The organism is Mycobacterium sp. BMJ-28, from assembly GCF_054404835.1.
Map to the genome: position 1 here is coordinate 1196514 of NZ_CM136783.1, position 18196 is coordinate 1214709.

At 68.4% G+C, this 18196-nt stretch carries 19 protein-coding genes; 8 read left to right on the top strand and 11 right to left on the bottom strand.

Annotated elements, in window-relative coordinates:
• Positions 1 to 330 carry a hypothetical protein gene (locus ACXPWS_RS05970; RefSeq protein ID WP_458711561.1) on the bottom strand — a complete coding sequence of 110 codons (330 nt, stop codon included), beginning with the start codon at positions 328 to 330 and terminating at the stop codon, positions 1 to 3.
• Between the two features lie 103 nt (positions 331 to 433).
• Between ACXPWS_RS05970 and ACXPWS_RS05975 the strand changes: the two genes are divergently transcribed.
• Complete coding sequence (locus ACXPWS_RS05975; RefSeq protein WP_458711562.1) at positions 434 to 2056, top strand: fatty acid--CoA ligase; 1623 nt, start codon at positions 434 to 436, stop codon at positions 2054 to 2056.
• Positions 2057 to 2128: 72 nt separating this feature from the next.
• Here ACXPWS_RS05975 and ACXPWS_RS05980 read toward each other — a convergent pair whose 3' ends face one another.
• The 3 genes from ACXPWS_RS05980 to ACXPWS_RS05990 form a co-directional block, all read right to left on the bottom strand.
• Entirely contained in the window at positions 2129 to 3319 is a 1191-nt protein-coding gene (locus ACXPWS_RS05980) for a lipid-transfer protein (RefSeq protein ID WP_458711563.1), read from the bottom strand.
• Positions 3320 to 3371: 52 nt separating this feature from the next.
• Positions 3372 to 3719 carry a DUF732 domain-containing protein gene (locus tag ACXPWS_RS05985; protein ID WP_458711564.1) on the bottom strand — a complete coding sequence of 116 codons (348 nt, stop codon included), beginning with the start codon at positions 3717 to 3719 and terminating at the stop codon, positions 3372 to 3374.
• Positions 3720 to 3816: 97 nt separating this feature from the next.
• On the bottom strand, positions 3817 to 4953 hold the full coding sequence (locus tag ACXPWS_RS05990) for a BTAD domain-containing putative transcriptional regulator (RefSeq protein ID WP_458711565.1): 1137 nt from the start codon (positions 4951 to 4953) through the stop codon (positions 3817 to 3819).
• 78 nt (positions 4954 to 5031) lie between these two features.
• Here ACXPWS_RS05990 and ACXPWS_RS05995 point away from each other — a divergent pair, with 78 nt between their 5' ends.
• On the top strand, positions 5032 to 6078 hold the full coding sequence (locus ACXPWS_RS05995) for an NAD(P)H-dependent amine dehydrogenase family protein (protein ID WP_458711566.1): 1047 nt from the start codon (positions 5032 to 5034) through the stop codon (positions 6076 to 6078).
• Here the strand turns inward: ACXPWS_RS05995 and ACXPWS_RS06000 are convergent.
• Positions 6075 to 7118 (bottom strand): zinc-binding dehydrogenase, encoded by a 1044-nt coding sequence (locus tag ACXPWS_RS06000; RefSeq protein WP_458711567.1) that lies wholly within the window; start codon positions 7116 to 7118, stop codon positions 6075 to 6077. The two genes, ACXPWS_RS05995 and ACXPWS_RS06000, sit on opposite strands and share 4 nt — an antisense overlap.
• Positions 7119 to 7155: 37 nt before the next feature.
• Here ACXPWS_RS06000 and ACXPWS_RS06005 point away from each other — a divergent pair, with 37 nt between their 5' ends.
• Complete coding sequence (locus ACXPWS_RS06005) at positions 7156 to 7629, top strand: SRPBCC family protein (RefSeq protein ID WP_458711568.1); 474 nt, start codon at positions 7156 to 7158, stop codon at positions 7627 to 7629.
• Between the two features lie 16 nt (positions 7630 to 7645).
• Entirely contained in the window at positions 7646 to 8494 is an 849-nt protein-coding gene (locus ACXPWS_RS06010; RefSeq protein ID WP_458711569.1) for a patatin-like phospholipase family protein, read from the top strand.
• An 80-nt stretch (positions 8495 to 8574) separates the two neighbouring features.
• Here the strand turns inward: ACXPWS_RS06010 and ACXPWS_RS06015 are convergent, their stop codons facing one another.
• Together ACXPWS_RS06015 and ACXPWS_RS06020 are read right to left on the bottom strand one after the other, a co-directional pair.
• Positions 8575 to 9528 carry a patatin-like phospholipase family protein gene (locus ACXPWS_RS06015; protein WP_458711570.1) on the bottom strand — a complete coding sequence of 318 codons (954 nt, stop codon included), beginning with the start codon at positions 9526 to 9528 and terminating at the stop codon, positions 8575 to 8577.
• 5 nt (positions 9529 to 9533) lie between these two features.
• Positions 9534 to 10313 carry an SDR family NAD(P)-dependent oxidoreductase gene (locus tag ACXPWS_RS06020; protein ID WP_458711571.1) on the bottom strand — a complete coding sequence of 260 codons (780 nt, stop codon included), beginning with the start codon at positions 10311 to 10313 and terminating at the stop codon, positions 9534 to 9536.
• A gap of 67 nt (positions 10314 to 10380) precedes the next feature.
• Here ACXPWS_RS06020 and ACXPWS_RS06025 point away from each other — a divergent pair, with 67 nt between their 5' ends.
• Positions 10381 to 12051 (top strand): SulP family inorganic anion transporter, encoded by a 1671-nt coding sequence (locus ACXPWS_RS06025; RefSeq protein WP_458711572.1) that lies wholly within the window; start codon positions 10381 to 10383, stop codon positions 12049 to 12051.
• A gap of 9 nt (positions 12052 to 12060) precedes the next feature.
• Here the strand turns inward: ACXPWS_RS06025 and ACXPWS_RS06030 are convergent, their stop codons facing one another.
• Entirely contained in the window at positions 12061 to 12495 is a 435-nt protein-coding gene (locus ACXPWS_RS06030) for a lipoprotein LpqV (RefSeq protein ID WP_458711573.1), read from the bottom strand.
• Between the two features lie 247 nt (positions 12496 to 12742).
• Between ACXPWS_RS06030 and ACXPWS_RS06035 the strand changes: the two genes are divergently transcribed.
• Both ACXPWS_RS06035 and ACXPWS_RS06040 read left to right on the top strand, forming a co-directional pair.
• A complete protein-coding gene (locus ACXPWS_RS06035) occupies positions 12743 to 13285 on the top strand; it encodes a cysteine dioxygenase (RefSeq protein WP_458711574.1) in 543 nt (180 codons plus the stop codon).
• A 2-nt stretch (positions 13286 to 13287) separates the two neighbouring features.
• Positions 13288 to 13674: a rhodanese-like domain-containing protein gene (locus ACXPWS_RS06040; protein ID WP_458711575.1), complete on the top strand. Its 387-nt coding sequence runs from the start codon at positions 13288 to 13290 to the stop codon at positions 13672 to 13674.
• On the opposite strand, the gene ACXPWS_RS06045 is transcribed toward ACXPWS_RS06040, so the two are convergent.
• From ACXPWS_RS06045 to ACXPWS_RS06055, 3 genes are read right to left on the bottom strand one after another with little or no spacing between them, the layout of a single operon-like run.
• Positions 13645 to 15330, bottom strand: a complete 1686-nt coding sequence (locus ACXPWS_RS06045; RefSeq protein ID WP_458711576.1) for an alpha/beta hydrolase — start codon at positions 15328 to 15330, stop codon at positions 13645 to 13647. The genes ACXPWS_RS06040 and ACXPWS_RS06045 overlap by 30 nt on opposite strands.
• A 9-nt stretch (positions 15331 to 15339) precedes the next feature.
• Positions 15340 to 16113: an enoyl-CoA hydratase gene (locus tag ACXPWS_RS06050; protein WP_458711577.1), complete on the bottom strand. Its 774-nt coding sequence runs from the start codon at positions 16111 to 16113 to the stop codon at positions 15340 to 15342.
• A 4-nt stretch (positions 16114 to 16117) separates the two neighbouring features.
• Positions 16118 to 17161 carry an enoyl-CoA hydratase/isomerase family protein gene (locus ACXPWS_RS06055; RefSeq protein ID WP_458711578.1) on the bottom strand — a complete coding sequence of 348 codons (1044 nt, stop codon included), beginning with the start codon at positions 17159 to 17161 and terminating at the stop codon, positions 16118 to 16120.
• A gap of 183 nt (positions 17162 to 17344) precedes the next feature.
• On the opposite strand from ACXPWS_RS06055, the gene ACXPWS_RS06060 reads away from it, so the two are divergent.
• Entirely contained in the window at positions 17345 to 18193 is an 849-nt protein-coding gene (locus tag ACXPWS_RS06060; RefSeq protein ID WP_458711579.1) for a Bax inhibitor-1/YccA family protein, read from the top strand.
• The last annotated feature ends 3 nt before the right edge of the window (positions 18194 to 18196 follow it).

Genomic DNA, 18196 nt, shown 5'->3' on the forward strand with positions numbered 1-18196 from the left:
TCATGGCGCATGCCGCTGGTTTGCGGTGCAGTCGAGGGACACCGAGATCGACCGGCTGACGACCACTTCGACGTAGTCATAGTCATGTTTGCCATCGCGACGACGGCCGTTGTCGACGCGGATCAACCGGGTGACGGTCTGCGGGTTGCGCACGCCGGTGACCACGCACTGACTCAGCGGGGCGCTGCCGACCCGGTCGACATTGACGGTGTAACCCTGCGCTTGCAGCAGTCCGATGGTGTCCTGGGCGGATTGGTCGGCCGTGGCCGGCCAGGCCGGGGTGAGCAGTAGCGCCCCCGCGGACAGCGCGGCGGCGAGGTATGGACGCATGGCGCGCCCCCTGTCGATGTGGTGAACACTTGCTGTGAAGTACATCGCCGGAGCGCGGGGATTCGTTGCAGGTGCCGCCCGCGCTGGCACTACCATCGCGGCGGTGTACTCCACCATGCAGAACTGGCCGCTGACCATCACCGCGATCCTTCGTCATGCGTGCGGTGTCAATGGGGACCGCGTCGTCACCACCGCCACCGGCCACGGTGGCCACCGCGGCACCACCTACCGGGAGATCGGCGAGCAGGCCGCGCGGCTGGCGCATGCCCTGCGCGGGCTGGGCATCACCGGTGACGAGCGGGTGGCCACCTTCCAGTGGAACAACGCCGAACACCTCACCGCCTACCTGGCCGTCCCCTCGATGGGGGCGGTGCTGCACACGCTGAACATCCGGCTGTCGGCCGAGCAGATCGCCTACATCGCCAATGAGGCGCAGGACCGGGTGATCATCGTCGACGCGTCCCTGGTGCCACTGCTGGCACCGGTGCTGCCGCAGCTGAGCACCGTGCACACCGTCATCGTGGTCGGCGAGGGCGACATTGGCGCCCTGACCGGTCCGGCGGTGCTCCGCTATGACGAACTGCTGGCCGGTCAGCCGGCGGAGTTCGACTGGCCCGAGCTGGACGAGAACTCCGCTGCCGCCATGTGCTACACCAGCGGGACCACCGGCAACCCGAAAGGTGTTGTCTACAGCCACCGTTCGAGCTACCTGCATGCGCTGAGCACCTGCACCGCCAATGCGCTGGACGTCAGCGCCGGCGATGTGGTGCTGCCCATCGTGCCGATGTTCCATGCCAACGCCTGGGGTCTGCCCTACGCGGCCCTGATGGCCGGCGCCGACCTCGCCATGCCCGACCGGTTCCTGGACGGCGCGTCGCTCATCGAGCTGATCGAAACCCGCCGCCCGACAGTGGCCGGCGCGGTGCCGACCATCTGGAACGACGTCATGCACACGCTGGAACGGTCTCCGGGACACGATGTTTCGTCCCTGCGCCTGGTGGCGTGCGGTGGATCGGCGGTGCCGGAGTCGCTGATGCGGACGTTCGAGGACCGGCACGGCGTCTACATCCAGCAGGCCTGGGGGATGACCGAGACCTCCCCGCTGGCGACGGTGGCCAAACCGCTGCCCGGGGTGTCCGACGAGCGGCACTGGCAGATGCGCGCCACCCAGGGCCGGCCCATGTGCGGCGTGGAGATCCGGATTGTCGACGATGAGGGCAACCGGCTGCCCGACGACGGTAAAGCGGTGGGCGAGTTGGAGGTTCGCGGGCCGTGGATCACCGGCGGGTACTACCTGGGCCAGGACGCCGAGAAGTTCGACAGCGGCTGGCTGCGGACCGGCGATGTCGGCGTCATCGATCCGGACGGCTACGTCACGCTGACCGACCGGGCCAAGGATGTCATCAAATCCGGCGGTGAATGGATCTCGTCGGTGGAGCTGGAAAATCTGCTCATCGCCCACCCGGCCGTGCTGGAGGCCGCCGTCGTGGGGGTGCCCGACGAGCGGTGGCAGGAGCGCCCGCTGGCGGTCGTGGTGCTCGACGAAGGTGCCGCCGCGGATGCGGCCGAGCTGCGGGAGTTCCTCGCCGACAAGGTGGTGCGCTGGTGGCTGCCGGAGCGGTGGACGTTCATCGATCAGGTGCCGCGCACCAGCGTCGGCAAGTACGACAAGAAGACCATCCGGGCCCGGCACGCCGACGGGGCTTACGACGTGGTCATCCTTTGATCTCCGCCGAAACTCACCATTGGGCCACTTTCTGCGAGTGACACCCGGCCGTTCGTCGATCTCGGCGAAAGTTCAGCGTTCGGCGCGCTGGTATGCGGTGACGACCGCCGCGCCACCGAGGCCGATGTTGTGCTGCAACGCGGCGCTGACATCGTCGACCTGCCGCTTGTCGGCGGTGCCGCGCAACTGCCAGGTCAGCTCGGCGCACTGGGCCAGGCCGGTGGCGCCCAGCGGGTGACCCTTGGAGATCAGCCCGCCCGACGGGTTGACCACCCAACGCCCGCCGTAGGTGGTGTCGTTCTTGTCGATCAGCGACGGCGCCTCACCTGCACCGCACAGGCCCAGCGCCTCATACAGCAGCAGCTCGTTGGCCGAGAAGCAGTCGTGCAGCTCGATCACCTGGAAGTCCTCCGGGCCCAGCCCGGACTGGTGGTAAACCTGTTGGGCGGCTTGCACATTCATGTCGTATCCGATGACGTTCGCCGCGCTGCCGTCGAAGGTGGACGCGAAGTCGGTGGTCATCGCCTGCCCGACGATCTCCACCGCCTGACCGGCCAGCCCGTGCGAATCGACGAACGCCTCGCTGGCCAGGATGGCCGCGCCCGACCCGTCGGAGGTGGGTGAGCATTGCAACTTGGTCAGCGGATCGGAGATCATCTTCGAGCCCAGGATGTCGTCGAGGGTGTACTCCTGCTGGAACTGCGCGTACGGGTTGTTCACCGAATGCTTGTGGTTCTTGTAGCCGATCTTCGCGAAATGCTCGGCGGTGGTGCCGTACTTCTTCATGTGCTCGCGCCCGGCCGCCCCGAACATCCACGGCGCCACCGGGAAGGCGAATTCGTCGATCTCGGCCAGCGCCTTCACGTGCCTGCCCAGCGGCGACTCGCGATCCTGCGCGCCGCCACCGAGGGAGCCCGGCTGCATCTTCTCGAACCCCAGCGCGATCGCGCAGTCGGCCAGGCCGCCCCGGATCGATTGCGCGGCAAGGTAGAGCGCCGTCGACCCGGTGGAACAGTTGTTGTTGACGTTGACGATCGGGATGCCGGTCATGCCCAGTTCGTAGAGCGCACGCTGGCCCGACGTCGAGTCACCCGAGCAGTACCCGACGTAGCCCTGCTGCACCTCGGTGTAGTCGATCCCGGCGTCGGCCAGCGCCTTGGTGCCGGACTCGTTGGCCATCTGGGGGTAGTCCCAGCCTTCGCGGCCGCCCGGCTTCTCGAACTTCGTCATTCCGACTCCGACGACGAAAACACGATTCGGCATGGTGGGTCCCTTTCGCAACGTTGCGGTCGGACCTCAACATAACCCGTGTCTGTCAGCCGCCGAACGCGCCGGTGTACTGCGGGCAGTAGTAATCGATCGACATGACGACGAAGGCCGCGGCCTGCCGGGTGGTCAGGTCGGTGTGCGCGAGGATGTCCATGCCGACCTCGGTGCCCGAGCTGCCGGATTTGAGCTCCGCGCAGACCTGGCGGGCGTTGCCGATCACGGCGCTGGCGGAGTCGTAGGAGATGCCCTCGTCGGCGATCTCCCGCAGGAATGCGGCGTCGGTCTGCGAGGTGATCGCATTCGCCGTCCCGGCCGAGGCGAACGCCGCGAACCCGAACGCACCCGCGATGACGGCGGTGCGGGCGATGGCGGTGACACGGGGGCGGGTGTTCATGGTCTGGACTCCTGGTGAGGTCGGTCCCGGCTGCTCCGGGGTGACATCAGGGTCCACCGGCGATCTTGACGAATTCTTGGCGTCCTCTTGGCCGGGCTTACCCGGGGCGGACGATCAGCTCGAACAGGAACTCGTGCTCGCAGATTGCGAAGCGGTCGCCGTCGTTGAGTGTGGCGGTGCCGCGGATGCGCCGGCCGTCCACCTCCACGCCGTTGGCCGAGCGCAGGTCGGTGATGACGAAACTGGTCCCGGTGTCGATGATGACGGCGTGGTGGCGGCTGACGTTGGCCTGGTCCAGCACGATGTCGTTGTCGGGGAGCCGGCCGAGCCGGGTGGCCGCGGCCACCAGCGGGTAAATCCGCCCGGACGGCGTGCGCAACTGCGCCGAGGCTGTCTGCACCCCCGTCGTCGCGCGCAGGTCGAGATTGTTGATCTTGTGCACGGCGGTGGTCCGGGCCGCCTGCCGGACGTTCAGCGGCTCCTGGCGCAGGATGCGCTCATGCAGCGTGCGCAGGGTGGGCCCGGGGTCGATACCGAGATCGTCGGCCAGTGTCGTCTTGAGCCGCTGATAGGCATCCAGCGCGTCGGACTGTCGGTCGCTGAGGTAGTAGGCGGTGATCAACTGGGCCCACAGCGGCTCGCGGTACGGGTACTCGACGATCAGCGATTCCAGCCCGCCGATGATGGTATACGCACGGTTGCAGGCGATTTCGGCTTCCGCGAGGGCGGTGTGGGTCACCACCTTGTCCTCGACCAGAGCGGTGGAGAACGGGTCGACGAACTCGAAATCGCGCAGGTCGTCCAGGACGGGTCCACGCCACTGCGCGAGCGCCGTGGACAGGTGGCTGCTGGCCTGCTCGAACTGGCCGGCCGCCGCGGCCTGCACCCCGGCGCCCTTGGCCGCGATGAACCGGCCGATATCGCAGTGCGAGTCGTCCACCGCGAGCCGGTAACCCGGTGCCGCGCTGGCCAGCACGGCCCGTCCATCCGCACCGGCGCCGGAGATGAGCTTGCGCAGATTGGAGATGTAGGAATGCAGGCTGGCTTTGGGTTCGGGCGGAGGGAACTGCTCCCACGCCGCGGTCACCAGTGAATCGCCGCTGACCGGGCGGTTACGGCTCATCACCAGCAACGCCAGCACGGCCCGTTGCTTCGGCGTCCCCAGCGGCAGCGCCCTGCCGTCCACGGTCACCTGCAGCGGACCGAGCACACCGAAGTCCAGGCCGTTGGTCATCACCGGTCATTGTGCCGGGCGGCGGCCGCAAAGGTGGTAGAACGTGTTCTAGTTCTTGCCCGAGGAAGGGGAGCGACAATGGCGTTGCGTGTGGTGCAGTGGGCGACCGGGGGAGTCGGTGTCGCGGCCATCAAGGGCGTGCTGGAACATCCCGAGCTCGAGCTGGCCGGTGCATGGGTGCACTCCGAGGCCAAGAACGGCCGGGATGTCGGCGACATCATCGGCGCCGGGCCGCTCGGGGTCAGCGCGACCAACCGTCTCGAGGACATCGTCGCCCTCGATGCCGACGCGGTCATCTACGCTCCGCTGCTGCCCGACCCCGACGAGGTGGCCGCCCTGCTGCGCTCGGGCAAGAACGTCGTGACCCCCGTGGGCTGGCTGTACCCGAGTGCGAAACAAGCCGCACCGCTGCGGGCGGCGGCCATCGAGGGCGGGGTCACCCTGCACGGCACCGGCATCGCGCCCGGCGGCTTCAGCGAGAAGTTCCCGCTGCTGCTCTCGGCGCTGTCCACCGGAGTGACCTTCGTGCGGGCCGAGGAATTCTCCGATCTGCGCACGTACGACGCCCCCGATGTGCTGCGGCATGTGATGGGCTTCGGGGACACCCCCGACAAGGCGATGAGCGGCCCGATGCAGAAGATGCTGGACGGCGGGTTCATCCAGGCGGTCCGGATGTGCACCGACAAGCTCGGCTTCCGCGTCGACCCGCGCGTCGTCACCTCCCAGGAAGTGGCCGTCGCCACCGCTCCGATCGCCTCGCCGATCGGCGACATCGCGCCCGGGCAGGTCGCCGCGCGGCGCTTCCACTGGGAGGCCCAGGTGCAGGGCGAACCGGTGGTCCGGATCACCGTGAACTGGTTGATGGGCGAGGAAAACCTCGATCCGGCATGGACTTTCGGCCCGGAAGGACAGCGCTACGAGATGGCCGTGCGCGGCAATCCCGACTTCACCGTGGTGGTGCGTGGCTTCCAGGGCGAGCCCGGCGACGAGCTCGAGGCCGGTGTGGTCGGCACCGCCGCGCACTGCGTCAACTCGGTGCCCGCGGTGTGCGCGGCCACGCCCGGTATCGCCACCTATCTGGACCTGCCACTCATCGCGGGCCGGGCCGCACCGCAGCTGAGTTAGGGCGCCACCAGGATCCGGATCGGGTCGCCGTCGGCGTGATGCAGCTTCTCGATGCCGAGGGCGACGTCCTCCAGCGGCACGATCTCGCTGATCGACCGGTGCAGGTCCAGCCGGCCGCGGGAGACCAGATTGGCCAGCGTCCCGATATCGGCGTTCTGATATCCGAGATGGCCGAGCACCTGGCGCTTGGTGAGGTTGAACAGTGACGTCGGCCCGATGGTCGGGGCGTCGGCGCTCATGCCCACCCCGACCAGCCGCCCGCCGACGGTCAGGCCGGCCAGCGCCTGATCGAACGTCGACGCCACCCCGACGGCATCGAAGGCGACGTCCAGCCCTCGGCCCCCGGTCACGTCGATCACCTTGTCGTGCAAGGCGTCATCGCGCGCGTCGAACGCATAGTCGGCGCCCAGCTCCAGGGCACGCTGCAACACCGCGGGTTTGATGTCCACCGCAATGATGGGCGCCGCGCCGACCAGCCGGGCCAGCTGCACGATATGCGTGCCGATGCCACCGACGCCCCAGACGCCGACGGATTCGCCGATGCCCACCTTCGCCGTGCGCACCACCGCGCCGAACGGGGTGGACACCGCGTCGGCGAGGATGGCGGCCTGCTCGAGCGGGACGTTGTCGGGCACCCGGGTCAGCCCGAAGGCCTGCGCCACGGTGTACTGCGCCCACGCCCCGTCGTAGGCGAACGCCATCAGCTTGATCCGCAGGCAATTGCTCAGATCGCCACGCCGGCAGTTCGCGCAGCCCAGGCACGGCCGGCCCGCGGCCACCACCACCCGGTCGCCGACGGACCAGCCGGTCACCCCGGGGCCGAAGGCGGCGATGGTGCCCGACGCCTCGTGGCCCTGCGTCACCACCGGGATCTGGGCCGGGAAGGTGCCGTTGATCAAGCTCAGGTCCGAATGGCAGATGCCGCAGAACGCCACCTTGACCAGCACCTCACCCGGGCCCGGCTCGGGTACCGGAACATCTTCGACCGCAATGGTTTTCGAGTCCGCATAGAATCGCTGCGCACGCATCGTCGCTGACATGGGACTCCCCTGGTCGGTGCCGGTTACCATGGCCATCATGGCGCAGCCGCTGAAGGTGGAGCAATCACGGGCAATTCCTGTGGTGCCCGAGGACCTGTTCCGGGACATGGTGCCCATGCCGCTGCCGGCATTGTTCCGGCGCTGGTACGGGCCCATCCCGCCGATCAAGGAAACCCGGGGGCAGACCGGCCCCTGGGACACGGTGGGACAGTCGCGCACCGTGGTGCTCACCGGCGGTGGCAGCATGCGCGAGGAACTCACCTCCTACGATCCGCCGCGGGCGTTCGGCTACCGGCTCACCGAGGTCAAGGGCCCGCTGGCGCCGCTGGTTTCCAGCGTGGACGGCGAGTGGTTGTTCGAACCGGCGGGTACCGGCACCAAGGTCACCTGGCGCTGGACCATCCATCCGCGGTCCGCACTGGCGGCACCCGCGCTGCCGGTGTTCGGCCGGCTGTGGAAGGGCTATGCCGCACAGTCGCTCGCCGAGCTCTCGAATCAGTTCGTGCGCTGACGAATTCGGTGCCGACGTGAAACGTGGCTTGGTCCTGGCCGGTGGCGGTCTGGCCGGCATCGCCTGGGAGACCGGCGTGCTGCTGGGTATCGCCGACGAGTCCCCGGACACCGCGGCCGCGCTGCTGGCCGCCGACGTGCTGCTGGGCACCTCGGCCGGTTCCGCCGTCGCCGCGCAGATCTCCGGTGGCGCCGCGCTGACCGATCTCTACGCGCGCCAGCTGTCCGACGAGTCGCACGAAATCGATTCCGGTGTCGACATCGATGAGGTCGCCGGGTTGTTCCTCGATGCGCTCACCGCCGACGGTGATACCGCGGCCCGGCTGCGCCGCGTCGGTGCGCTGGCACTGGCGGCAGACACCGTGCCCGAGGCGGTGCGTCTCGAGGTCATCGCACACCGGCTGCCCGCATCCGAGTGGTCCGACCGCGACCTGCGCATCACCGCGGTGCCGGTGGACTCCGGGGAACTGGTGGTGTTCACCCGGGAATCGGGGGTGTCCCTGGTGGACGCCGTCGCGGCCAGTTGTGCGGTGCCCGGCGTGTGGCCGCCGGTGACCATCGGTGCTCGCCGCTACATGGACGGCGGCGTGGCCAGCGCCGTCAACACCGCGGCGGCGGCCGACTGCGACGCCGTGGTGGTGCTGATCCCCGCGGGCGAGTCGGCGCCGTCCCCGTTCAGTGCCGGAGCCGCGGCCGAGATCGCCGCCTTCACCGGCCGGACGCTGGCGGTATTCGCCGACGACGACGCGGTCACCGCATTCGGGCGCAATCCGTTGGACCCGCAGTGCCGTCGACCGTCAGCGGTTGCGGGCCGGGCGCAGGGCCGCCGAATCGCGGTGGCGGTCGCCGATTTCCTGTCCGCCTGACGCGCCGAAACTGTATTCCGGCAGGTGCGTACTCGCACTCTTCCTGCTGGAATACCGTTTCGGCGGAATGTGGCCGGAACTCAATCCAGGGCGCTGAGTGCGGCCGCGGCCAGTTCCTGGCCGATCTCGATGACCTCCTCGGCGCGGTGGAACTCCAGGCTGCGGCACGCGGTGCGCGGCACCTCGATCAGCAGGTCGGGCGGATACGCCGCCAGCGTGTGTCGGGCCAGCGCCGCCTGGGCGATGTCGATGGTGCGGTTCATGATCTCGAAACTGCCCAGCCGCGGCGCCGCCGGGCCACCGGGGATGTCCTGCACCGTGGCTTCGGCGTCCACCGCACTGCTGAACCGGCTCAGCATGGACCGAGCCGCCGGCGTGTCCAGTACGCGTTGCGCGGCCGTGGTGTCCAGCAAAGCCGTTGTGCTGCGCCACATCCGGCCCAGGAACTCGGCGGTGGGCCGCGGCTCCGGATCGGTCAACCGGGGTGCCGGATCCCCGCCGGACAGGGTGATCGCGATGGTCAGGTCGGCGTTGACCGCCGCGATCGGCGCCATCGGCAGCGGATCGAGGATGCCCCCGTCGGCCAGTAACCGGCCGTCCACCACATGCGGGGTGAAGATCCCCGGGATGGCGATGGAAGCCCGGATCGCGTCGTCGAGCGGGCCGCGCTGCATCCACACCGATTTGCCGGCGATCAGGTCGGTGGACACCGCGGTGTAGGGGATCGGCAGGCTTTCGATGGTGACGTCGCCGAGGATTTCGCGCACCGCGTCCAGGATTTTCTCCGCCCGCAGCACCCCGGGTGAGCTGAGCGAGGGGTCCAGTAGCCGCAGCACCGCCCGCTGAGTCAAAGAGCCCGCCCAGGTGGCGAATTCGTCCATCTTGCCGGCGGCGTACAAACCGCCCACCAGGGCGCCCATCGAGGACCCGGCAACGCCGACGATCTCATAGCCGCGGTCCCGCAACTCGTTGATGACCCCGATGTGCGCATAGCCGCGGGCGCCACCACTGCCGAGTGCAAGGGCGACCCGCATCGCGGTCAGGTCTCCTTCATGATCTGCTGGGCCATCGGGGCCAGCAGCCGGCCGGGCAATAGCCGGGATGCCGTCGCCAGCACGGTGTTGGCCAGCCCGGAGATGACGGTCGGCCCGGATCTGTCCACGGCGGCCAGCGCGGTGTCGACGACCTGTGCGGGGGTCTGCCGGCCGCGGGTCATGAACTGCTTGCCGGTGCGGGCGAAGAACTCGGTCTCGGTGGCCCCCGGGCACAATGCCAGCACCCGGACGCCGGAGCTCTTGGTCTCCTGCCACAGCGCCTCGGTGAAGGACAGCACGAAGGCCTTGGACGCGCCGTAGACGGCCATGGTCGGGGTCGGCTGGAACGCCGCGGTCGATGCGACGTTGATCACCAAACCGTTGCGCGCCTTGACCATCGGTGGCAGGAACCTGGCCGTCAGGTCGACCAAGGTCGCGCAGTTCAGCTGGATCTGGGCGGCCAGCGCGCCGGGGTCCAGGTCGACGAAGTCGCCGTGCGACCCGACGCCGGCGTTGTTGATCAGGACGTCGATGTGCCGGCCCGATGCCTGAACCTCGCCGGCCAGCCGTTCACCGGAGCCCGGCACGGACAGATCGGCGGCGATGATGTCGATGGCGATGCCCGGAGTGCTGGCCAGCAGGGTGGCGCGCAGTTGTTCCAGCTTGTCCTCCCGGCGGGCGACAAGCACCAGGTCGGCCCCGAGCCCGGCCAGCTGATGGGCGAATTCCTCGCCGATCCCACCACTGGCGCCGGTGATCAATGCAGTGCGATGACGGAAATCCACACCACCATCCTGCCGTATATCGGCAGATCCCGGCAGCGAGCGCGGCGGGGTGGCAGGGTTGGGCGCCATGGCACCGAAGTGGGGCCGCCCGACCCCGCGGGATGCGCTGGCCGGTCTGGTCACCGGTCTTTTCTCGATCCCCGAAGGGATGGCCTACGCCAGCATCGGCGAGTTCAATCCGGTCGCGGGTCTCTACGCGGGTGTGATCCCCGGCATCGTCGGATCGTTGTTGGCCCGCACCGTGCTGATGGTGACCACCCTGACCAGTGCCATCGCCTTGTCGTGTCGCAGCGTGCTGAAGGAGGCCGGCCTCGACCCCGCCGACCCGGCCAACGTGGCGGCGCTGGCGGTGGTCGTCGGCATCGTGATGCTGTTGTTCGGCCTGCTGAAAATCGGTTCGATCATGAACTTCGTCTCCAACGCGGTCATGACGGGTTTCTCCACCGGCATCGCGCTGCAGATCATCGCCGGGGTGCTGGGCGACGCCACCGGCTATAAACCGCAGAGCGGCAACACCATTGGCAAGTTCATCGACGCGTTGGGCCACGTCGGGCGGTGGCATCCGCAGGCCGTCGCGGTGGCGGTGGGCACCGTCGCGGTATGGGCGGTGTTCCACTTCGTCAAACCGCTGGAGTCCTTCGCCACGCTGCTGGCACTGGTGGTGGTCACCGGCGTCGTCGCGGTCACCCGCGTCGAGGTGGACACCGTCGGCGATATCGCCTCCATCACGAATTCGCTTCCGCCGCTGACCGTGCCGAACTTCGCGGCGATGCCCGAACTGATCGTCGGCGGTGTGGCGGTGGCCCTTGTCGCGCTGGCCCAGGCCGCGGGCATCTCGGCGGCGGTGCCCAACCCGGATGGCAGCCGCACCGAGATGAACCGTGACTTCCTGGCTCAGGGGGCGGCCAACGTCGCGGGCGGCTTCTTCGGGGCGCTGCCCGCCGGCGGATCGCTGTCGCGTACCGGGGTGGCCACGTCCGCGGGTGCGCAGACCCGGTGGGCCGGGATCTTCGCCGGGGTGTGGCTGGCCCTGCTGGTGCTGATCGCGGGGTCGACGGCCGAGATCATCCCGATGCCGGTGATCGGCGGGCTGATCCTGGTGATCGGTGCCGAATTGGTGGTCGGCCGGCTGCCCGATATCAAGCTGGTGCTGCGGGTGGCGCCGTTGTCGGCGGTGGCGATGCTGATCACCTTCGCCGCGACCACGCAGTTGCCGTTGCACACCGCCATCCTGATCGGCGTCATCACCTCACTGGTGTTGTACTGCGCCAAGGCGGCTCAGTCCGCGCAACTCATGGCGCTGGAACCGGCCGGCGACGGTGATTGGCGCTTCCGGCCCGTCCCGGAACGCTGCGCCAGCGACGATGTCACCGTCCTGCACTATGCCGGAGCGGGGTTGTTCGCCGAGGTCGCCCGCATCGACGAGATGTGGCCGCGGGCCGAGGGCAGCCGTAACGCCGTCGTCGTGCTGAGCATGCGGACGCTGCCCGATGTTCCGTCCTCGGTGGCGATCAAGGCGCTGCGGCGCTGGGCGGCCGCGCTGGCGGCGCATCACGGCCGGCTGATCATCGCCGGGGTCACGCCGGGCGCGCAGCGGATCCTGGAGCGCGGCGGGATCACCGAGGAGATCGGCGCCGACGGCATCGTGCCGGCCACCGACCGGGTGTTCGGGGCGCTGGACACCGCTGTCGCGCGGGGCCGGGACTGGATCGCCGAGCGCCCGTCCGGTGCGCCCTGATACCGAACCTCAGCCGCACTCGCCGTTGGCCGCGGCGTTGGCCGCCATGATGACGCCGGCCTGTTGGGCCGGGGTCAGCTCGGCCCACGGGGTGTTGAAACTGCCCGGGCCCTTGGCCTCGGGTGCCTGCAAGGTCTTGAGATAGTTCTCCACCAGCGTGCGCGGTTCGGCGTGCTGCTCGTCGAGCCAGAGTTTGGCGGCGTGACACGCCTGTCCGTACTGGGATTCGGTGGCATCCGACGGGACGTCGACCACGGTGGTGACCCCGCCGGGAGAGACCGCGACCGCTCCGGCCTGTAGTGGCGACTCCTGCGGCAGCGGCGGTGGTTCGGAGATCGACGAGGGGCTCTCCGGGCTGGATGCGGCCGGAGTTTCGGTGTGCGACGAACATCCGGCGAGAGCGGTGATCGCCGCGGCGATCACCAGGATCGGGTAGCTGCGCATACCACCAATCTATGCAACGACCGTGCCGGCGTCGGCCGCCCGGTACGCCCAATCCAGGTGGTCGGCATCTGGGTGCGCTTGATCTCAGCTGCGCATTTCCAGATTCATGGTGAAGTTAATCCTGGGTGCTGGCGACGTACCGCAAATCCATGCCACACTCGCCATCGTGACCGAGGGGACCGGAGTTCAGGGCTGTTGTCGCGCTGACTAGCGACCACCCACCCATCCCCAGTTCTGGAGTCACCCCATGGTTTCCGCCTCCGCGTCTGCGCTCGTGGCCCCGCCGGCCGTATCCGCACCCACCCGGTTACGCCTGCCCGATCTGCTGAACGCCACCGATCGCTGCGCCGACGATGTGCTCTCCGGCCGGTACGACCGATTGCTGCCCGCGGCCGGGGCGCCCACCGATGAGCGTTGGTACCGCCGGCTGCACGGCGACGAGGAACTCGACATCTGGCTGATCAGCTGGGTGCCGGACCGGTCGACCGAGCTGCACGATCACGGCGGTTCGCTGGGGGCATTGACGGTGGTGTCCGGTGCGCTGACCGAAACCCGGTGGGACGGGCAGGCGCTGAAACGCCGCCGGTTGCGCGCCGGTGATCAGGCGGCGTTCCCGCTCGGCTGGGTGCACGATGTGGTGTGGGCGCCAACACCCGTTCCGGCGGCACCGGTGACGCTCAGCGTGCACGCATACTCGCCGCCGTTGACGGCGATGTCCTACTACGAGGTCACCGACCGGCACACGCTGCGGCGCAACCGGACCGAACTGACCGACGCACCCGAGGGATAGCGATGAGCAGGATCGACGACGTACTGGCCGCCGCGCGTTCGCGGTTGCGGCGCCTGGAAGCCCATGAGCTGCCGGACGCGCTGGCCCGCGGCGCGGTGCTCGTCGACATCCGGCCCGCCGCCCAGCGCGCCGCCGAGGGGGAGGTGCCCGGTGCGCTGCTCATCGAGCGCAACGTCCTGGAGTGGCGTGCCGACCCGACCAGCGACGCGCGGCTGCCGCAGGCCGAAGGGGACGACGTCGAATGGGTGGTGCTGTGCTCGGAGGGCTACACCTCCAGCCTGGCCGCCGCGGCCCTGCAGGACCTGGGATTGCACCGGGCCACCGATGTGATCGGCGGCTATCAGGCGCTCAAGTCCGCCTCACTCGTCGGAACGCAGCAGGGGCCGTAGCGCTTCGGTCTTGGCCGGTGTCCAGCCGGGCGGTTGCAGGATCGCCGCCCAGGCGTTGGCGACATCGCGCACATAGACGTGGCCGTGCCCGTCGGGCACATCCACGGCGACGGCCATATCGGCCGAGACCTGCAGGAAGGTCACCACCGGGATCCACTCCATCCGGGGCGAGACGTCATAGCCACGAGGCTCTTTCAGCCAGTCGGGTTTGGCGAACAGCAGATCGGGATTCCACCACGCGATCGGATCGGATGCGTGCTGCAGATAGACCGCGCGCGGCTGTCCCCACGGGTCCGGCGGCCGGTTCAGGTTGTCGGGCCGCGCGGCGAACCGGGCGTTGGCGCCCTTGTCGTAGATCGGCAGCCACTGCGGTGACCCCGCATCGCGGTTGATGGTCAGGTCGGTCCAGATGGTGTTGTTGAACGTCGGTCCGGAGAACAACGCGCCGTCGGTGCGGGCGACGAGGTTGTTCAGCGCCAGGAACGGCGCCTCGCCGCCGAAGGAGCCCAGGCTCTCACCGAACACCACGAGCTTGGGCCGTTTGTCCTCGGGGAGTTCACGCACCATCGCGTCGACCTCTTCGAACAGTGCCTGGCCGGCCTGGCGTGCGTTCTCCTTGTCCACCAGGAACGAGATCCAGCTGGGCAAGAACGAGTACTGCATCGACACGATCGCGGTGTCGCCGTTGTACATGTACTCCAGCGCCGAAGCTTCGGCCTCGTTGATCCAGCCGGTTCCGGTGGTGGTGGCCACCGCGATGATCTTGCGGTTCAGGCCGCCGGTGCGCTTGAGTTCCTGGGCGGCCAGCTTGGCGATGGCCTTGATCCCGTCGGCGGAGTTGAGCCCCGCGTAGGCCCGGATCGGCTCGACGGCCTTGGCCCCGTTGAACTTCGACAGATCCTGCACCGACGGCCCGCCGGACAGGAAGATCCGGCCCTGATGGCCCATCGACTCCCAACTGACCAGTGACTGCGGGCCGCCCGATCGCAATGGTGTTGTGGGAGCAGGGTTGTCGGGGTCGGCCTCATCGTTGACCGACTCGAAGGTGTTGTTGATGGTGGACATCGCGACGCGCACCACCACGCCGTTGAGCAGCGCGATGCTGAACGCGAGCAGCAGCCCGACGGCCACCACCGCGGAGACCCGGGGCGGCGCGACCCGCTCCAGCTGGCGCACCAGGAAATGCACCAATCTGTCCACCAGCTGGCCGATTTCGACGAACATGAACAGGAAGAGGACGGACAGCACCGCGGTCAGCGGATGGTCCCAGAAGGTCAGGCGCGGCACGCCGAACAGGTCACGGACGTCGTCCTGCCACACGTGGAACCAGATGATCGCGCCGATCTGGCCGACGATGCCCACCACGATGAGCACGGTCCAGGCCCGCTTGGGCGCGGGCGGACTGGTCTCCTTGGACCGCATGAACCGGACCAGCCAGACACCGAAAACGCCGAGCAGGTAGCCGATCGCGCCGGCAGCGCCGCTGACCAGCCCCTGGAACAGCGGGCCGCGCGGCAGCAGCGACGGCGTCATCGACAGCCAGATGAACAGCAGGCCGACGGCGGTGCCGAAGAATGTGTAGTGGCGAATCCACCAGGCCGGCTTGGCGGCCGGTGGCGCGGTGTCCCGGGTGGCAGCAGTTTCCTCTACGGTCACCCTCAGACCTTAGCGATGGGTGAAGTTCGGTGTGCGCTTCTCGGTGAACGCGTTCATGCCCTCGGTCTGGTCATCGGTGGCGAACGCCGAGTGGAACAGCCGGCGCTCGTAGAGCAGTCCTTCGGCCAGGGTGGATTCGTAGGCGCGGTTGACGGCTTCCTTGGCCATCCGCGCTGCCGACAGCGACATTCCGGCGATGGTGGCGGCGACGGCGTTGGTTTCCTCCAGCAGGGTGGCGGCGGGCACCACTCGCGAGACCAGGCCGCTGCGCTCGGCCTCCGCCGCGTCGATGGTGCGGCCGGTGAGGATCAGATCCATCGCCTTGGCCTTACCGATGGCGCGGGTGAGTCGCTGGCTGCCACCCATGCCGGGCAGCACGCCCAGTTTGATCTCGGGCTGGCCAAATTTCGCGGTGTCGGCGGCGATCAGCAGATCGCACATCATGGCCAGTTCGCATCCGCCACCGAGGGCGTAACCGGCCACCGCGGCGATGGTCGGGGTGCGGGTGGCGGCGAACTTGCCCCACAGCGCGAAGAAGTCCTGGCTGAACACGTCGGCGAAGGACAGGTCGGCCATTTCCTTGATGTCGGCTCCGGCCGCGAAGGCCTTCTCGCTGCCGGTCAGGACGATGGCGCCGATACCCTGATCGGCATCGAATTCCGCCGCAGCCGTGGTGACTTCGTGCATCACCTGACTGTTCAGCGCGTTCAGCGCCTTGGGGCGATTCAGCGTGATGGTGCCGACCCGGCCGTCGCGGGTCACCAGGATGGTTTCGTAGCTCATGGCGTCACTCCTTGTGAAACGTGAGATCGGGGTCGGCGGAGGCGAAATAGGCGTCGATGGCCGCATTGTCGCAGAGCGCGAGGGTGGCCGGCGACCACTTGGGGCTGCGGTCCTTGTCCACCAGCTGGGCGCGGATCCCTTCGACGAAATCATGCGATTTCGCCGAGGCCACCGACACCCGGAACTCCTGCTGCAGAACTTCTTCCAGGGTTTTCAGGTGGGCGGCGCGCCGGACCGCGGTGAGCGTGACGGCCAGCGCGATGGGGGAGCGGGTGGCGATCAGGTCCGCGGCGGCGTCGGCCGGCTCGGTTTCCTGGCGGCGCAGATCGTCGATGATGTCGGTGACGGTGTCGCCGGCGTAGCAGGTGTCGATCCAATCGCGCTGCGCGAGTAGCGCACTGGGCGGTGGCTCCTCGGCGTAGGAGTTCAGCGCGTCCTCGTGCCCGTCGTTGACGACGGCCTCGGCGAAGTCGCGAAGTCGCTCGTGCGGGACGAAGTGATCGGCGAAGCCCAGCGCGATGGCGTCCGCCCCGGAGAACGGGGCCCCGGTCAGTGCGGCGTGCAGGCCGAGCAGTCCAGGGGTCCGCGACAGCAGGTAGGTGCCGCCGACGTCGGGGATGAAGCCGATGCCGACCTCGGGCATGCCCATCTTGGTCTTCTCGGTGACGACGCGGATGTTGCCGTGGGCCGCGACCCCGACGCCGCCTCCCATCACGATGCCGTCCATCAGTGCGACATACGGTTTCGGGTAGCGGCCGATGTGGGCGTTGAGCAGGTACTCGTCCCACCAGAACTTCCTGGCGTAGGCGCCGTCGGCCTTGGCGCTGTGGTAGAGCGCGACGACGTCGCCGCCGGCGCACAGGCCCCGCTCGCCGGCTCCGGTCAGCAGCACGGCCTTGACGGAATCATCGTGTTCCCAGTCGCCGAGCGCCTGCTGCATGCCTGCGACCATGACGTCGTTGAGGGAATTGATCGCCTTGGGCCGGTTCAGGGTCAGGATCCCGACACCATTGCGGACACTTACTAGGATGTCCTCGTTTTCGGTCACGATTGCAATCTAGTTCGTCACTCCGGCCGCTCCGGCGACGGGTAGGGTTTGCACCAAGATCAACCTGGACGTTTCCTGAGAATTTTCTCAGCACATCGGGACATCTCGGGAACCAGCCCAGGGCAGTTGATCGTTGACGATGTGTTCGAAGAACTCGGACCACAGCACAGGAGAGGACCTACGGTGCGCGAGAGCAGCAACCCGGTATTCCGCTCCCTGCCTAAAGAGCAGGGCGGATACGCGCAGTTCGGTACCGGAGCCGCAAGCTTCGGTGCCCAGCAGGTGCGTGATGCAGACCCGTACATCACGCAGTACCCGGATCAGCAGCGCGGAGTTTCGCGGCCGCTGACCATCGATGACGTCGTCACCAAGACGGGCATCACCCTCGCGGTGGTGACGGCTCTCGGCGTCCTGTCGTACTTCATGGTGTCCATGAGCCCCGGCTTGATGATGCCGTTCGTGCTCGTCGGCGGTCTCGGTGGCTTAGCTCTGGTCATGATCGCGACCTTCGGTCGCAAGCAGGACAACCCGGCCATCGTGCTGAGCTATGCCGCGCTGGAGGGTGTGTTCCTCGGCGCCGCGTCGTTCCTGTTCGCGAACCTGGTCTCCACCGGCGGCCCGGGCATGATCGCGCAGGCCATCTTCGGCACCGTCGGCGTCTTCGTCGGCATGCTGGTGGTCTACCGCACCGGAGCCATCCGGGTTACCCCCAAGTTCACCCGGATGATGGTGGCGGCGTTGTTCGGCGTCATGGCGATCGCGCTGCTCAACATGGTGCTCGCGCTGTTCGGCGTCGGCGGCGGCGAGGGCTTCGGCCTCCGCAGCGGCGGCCCGCTGGCGATCATCTTCTCGCTGGTCTGCATCGGTCTGGCGGCGTTCATGTTCCTGATCGACTTCGACTCGGCCGACCAGATGATCCGCGCCGGCGCTCCGGAGAAGGCCGCCTGGGGCATTGCCCTGGGGCTGACGGTCACCCTGGTGTGGCTGTACCTGGAGATCCTGCGGCTGTTGAGTTACTTCAACAACGACTAGCTC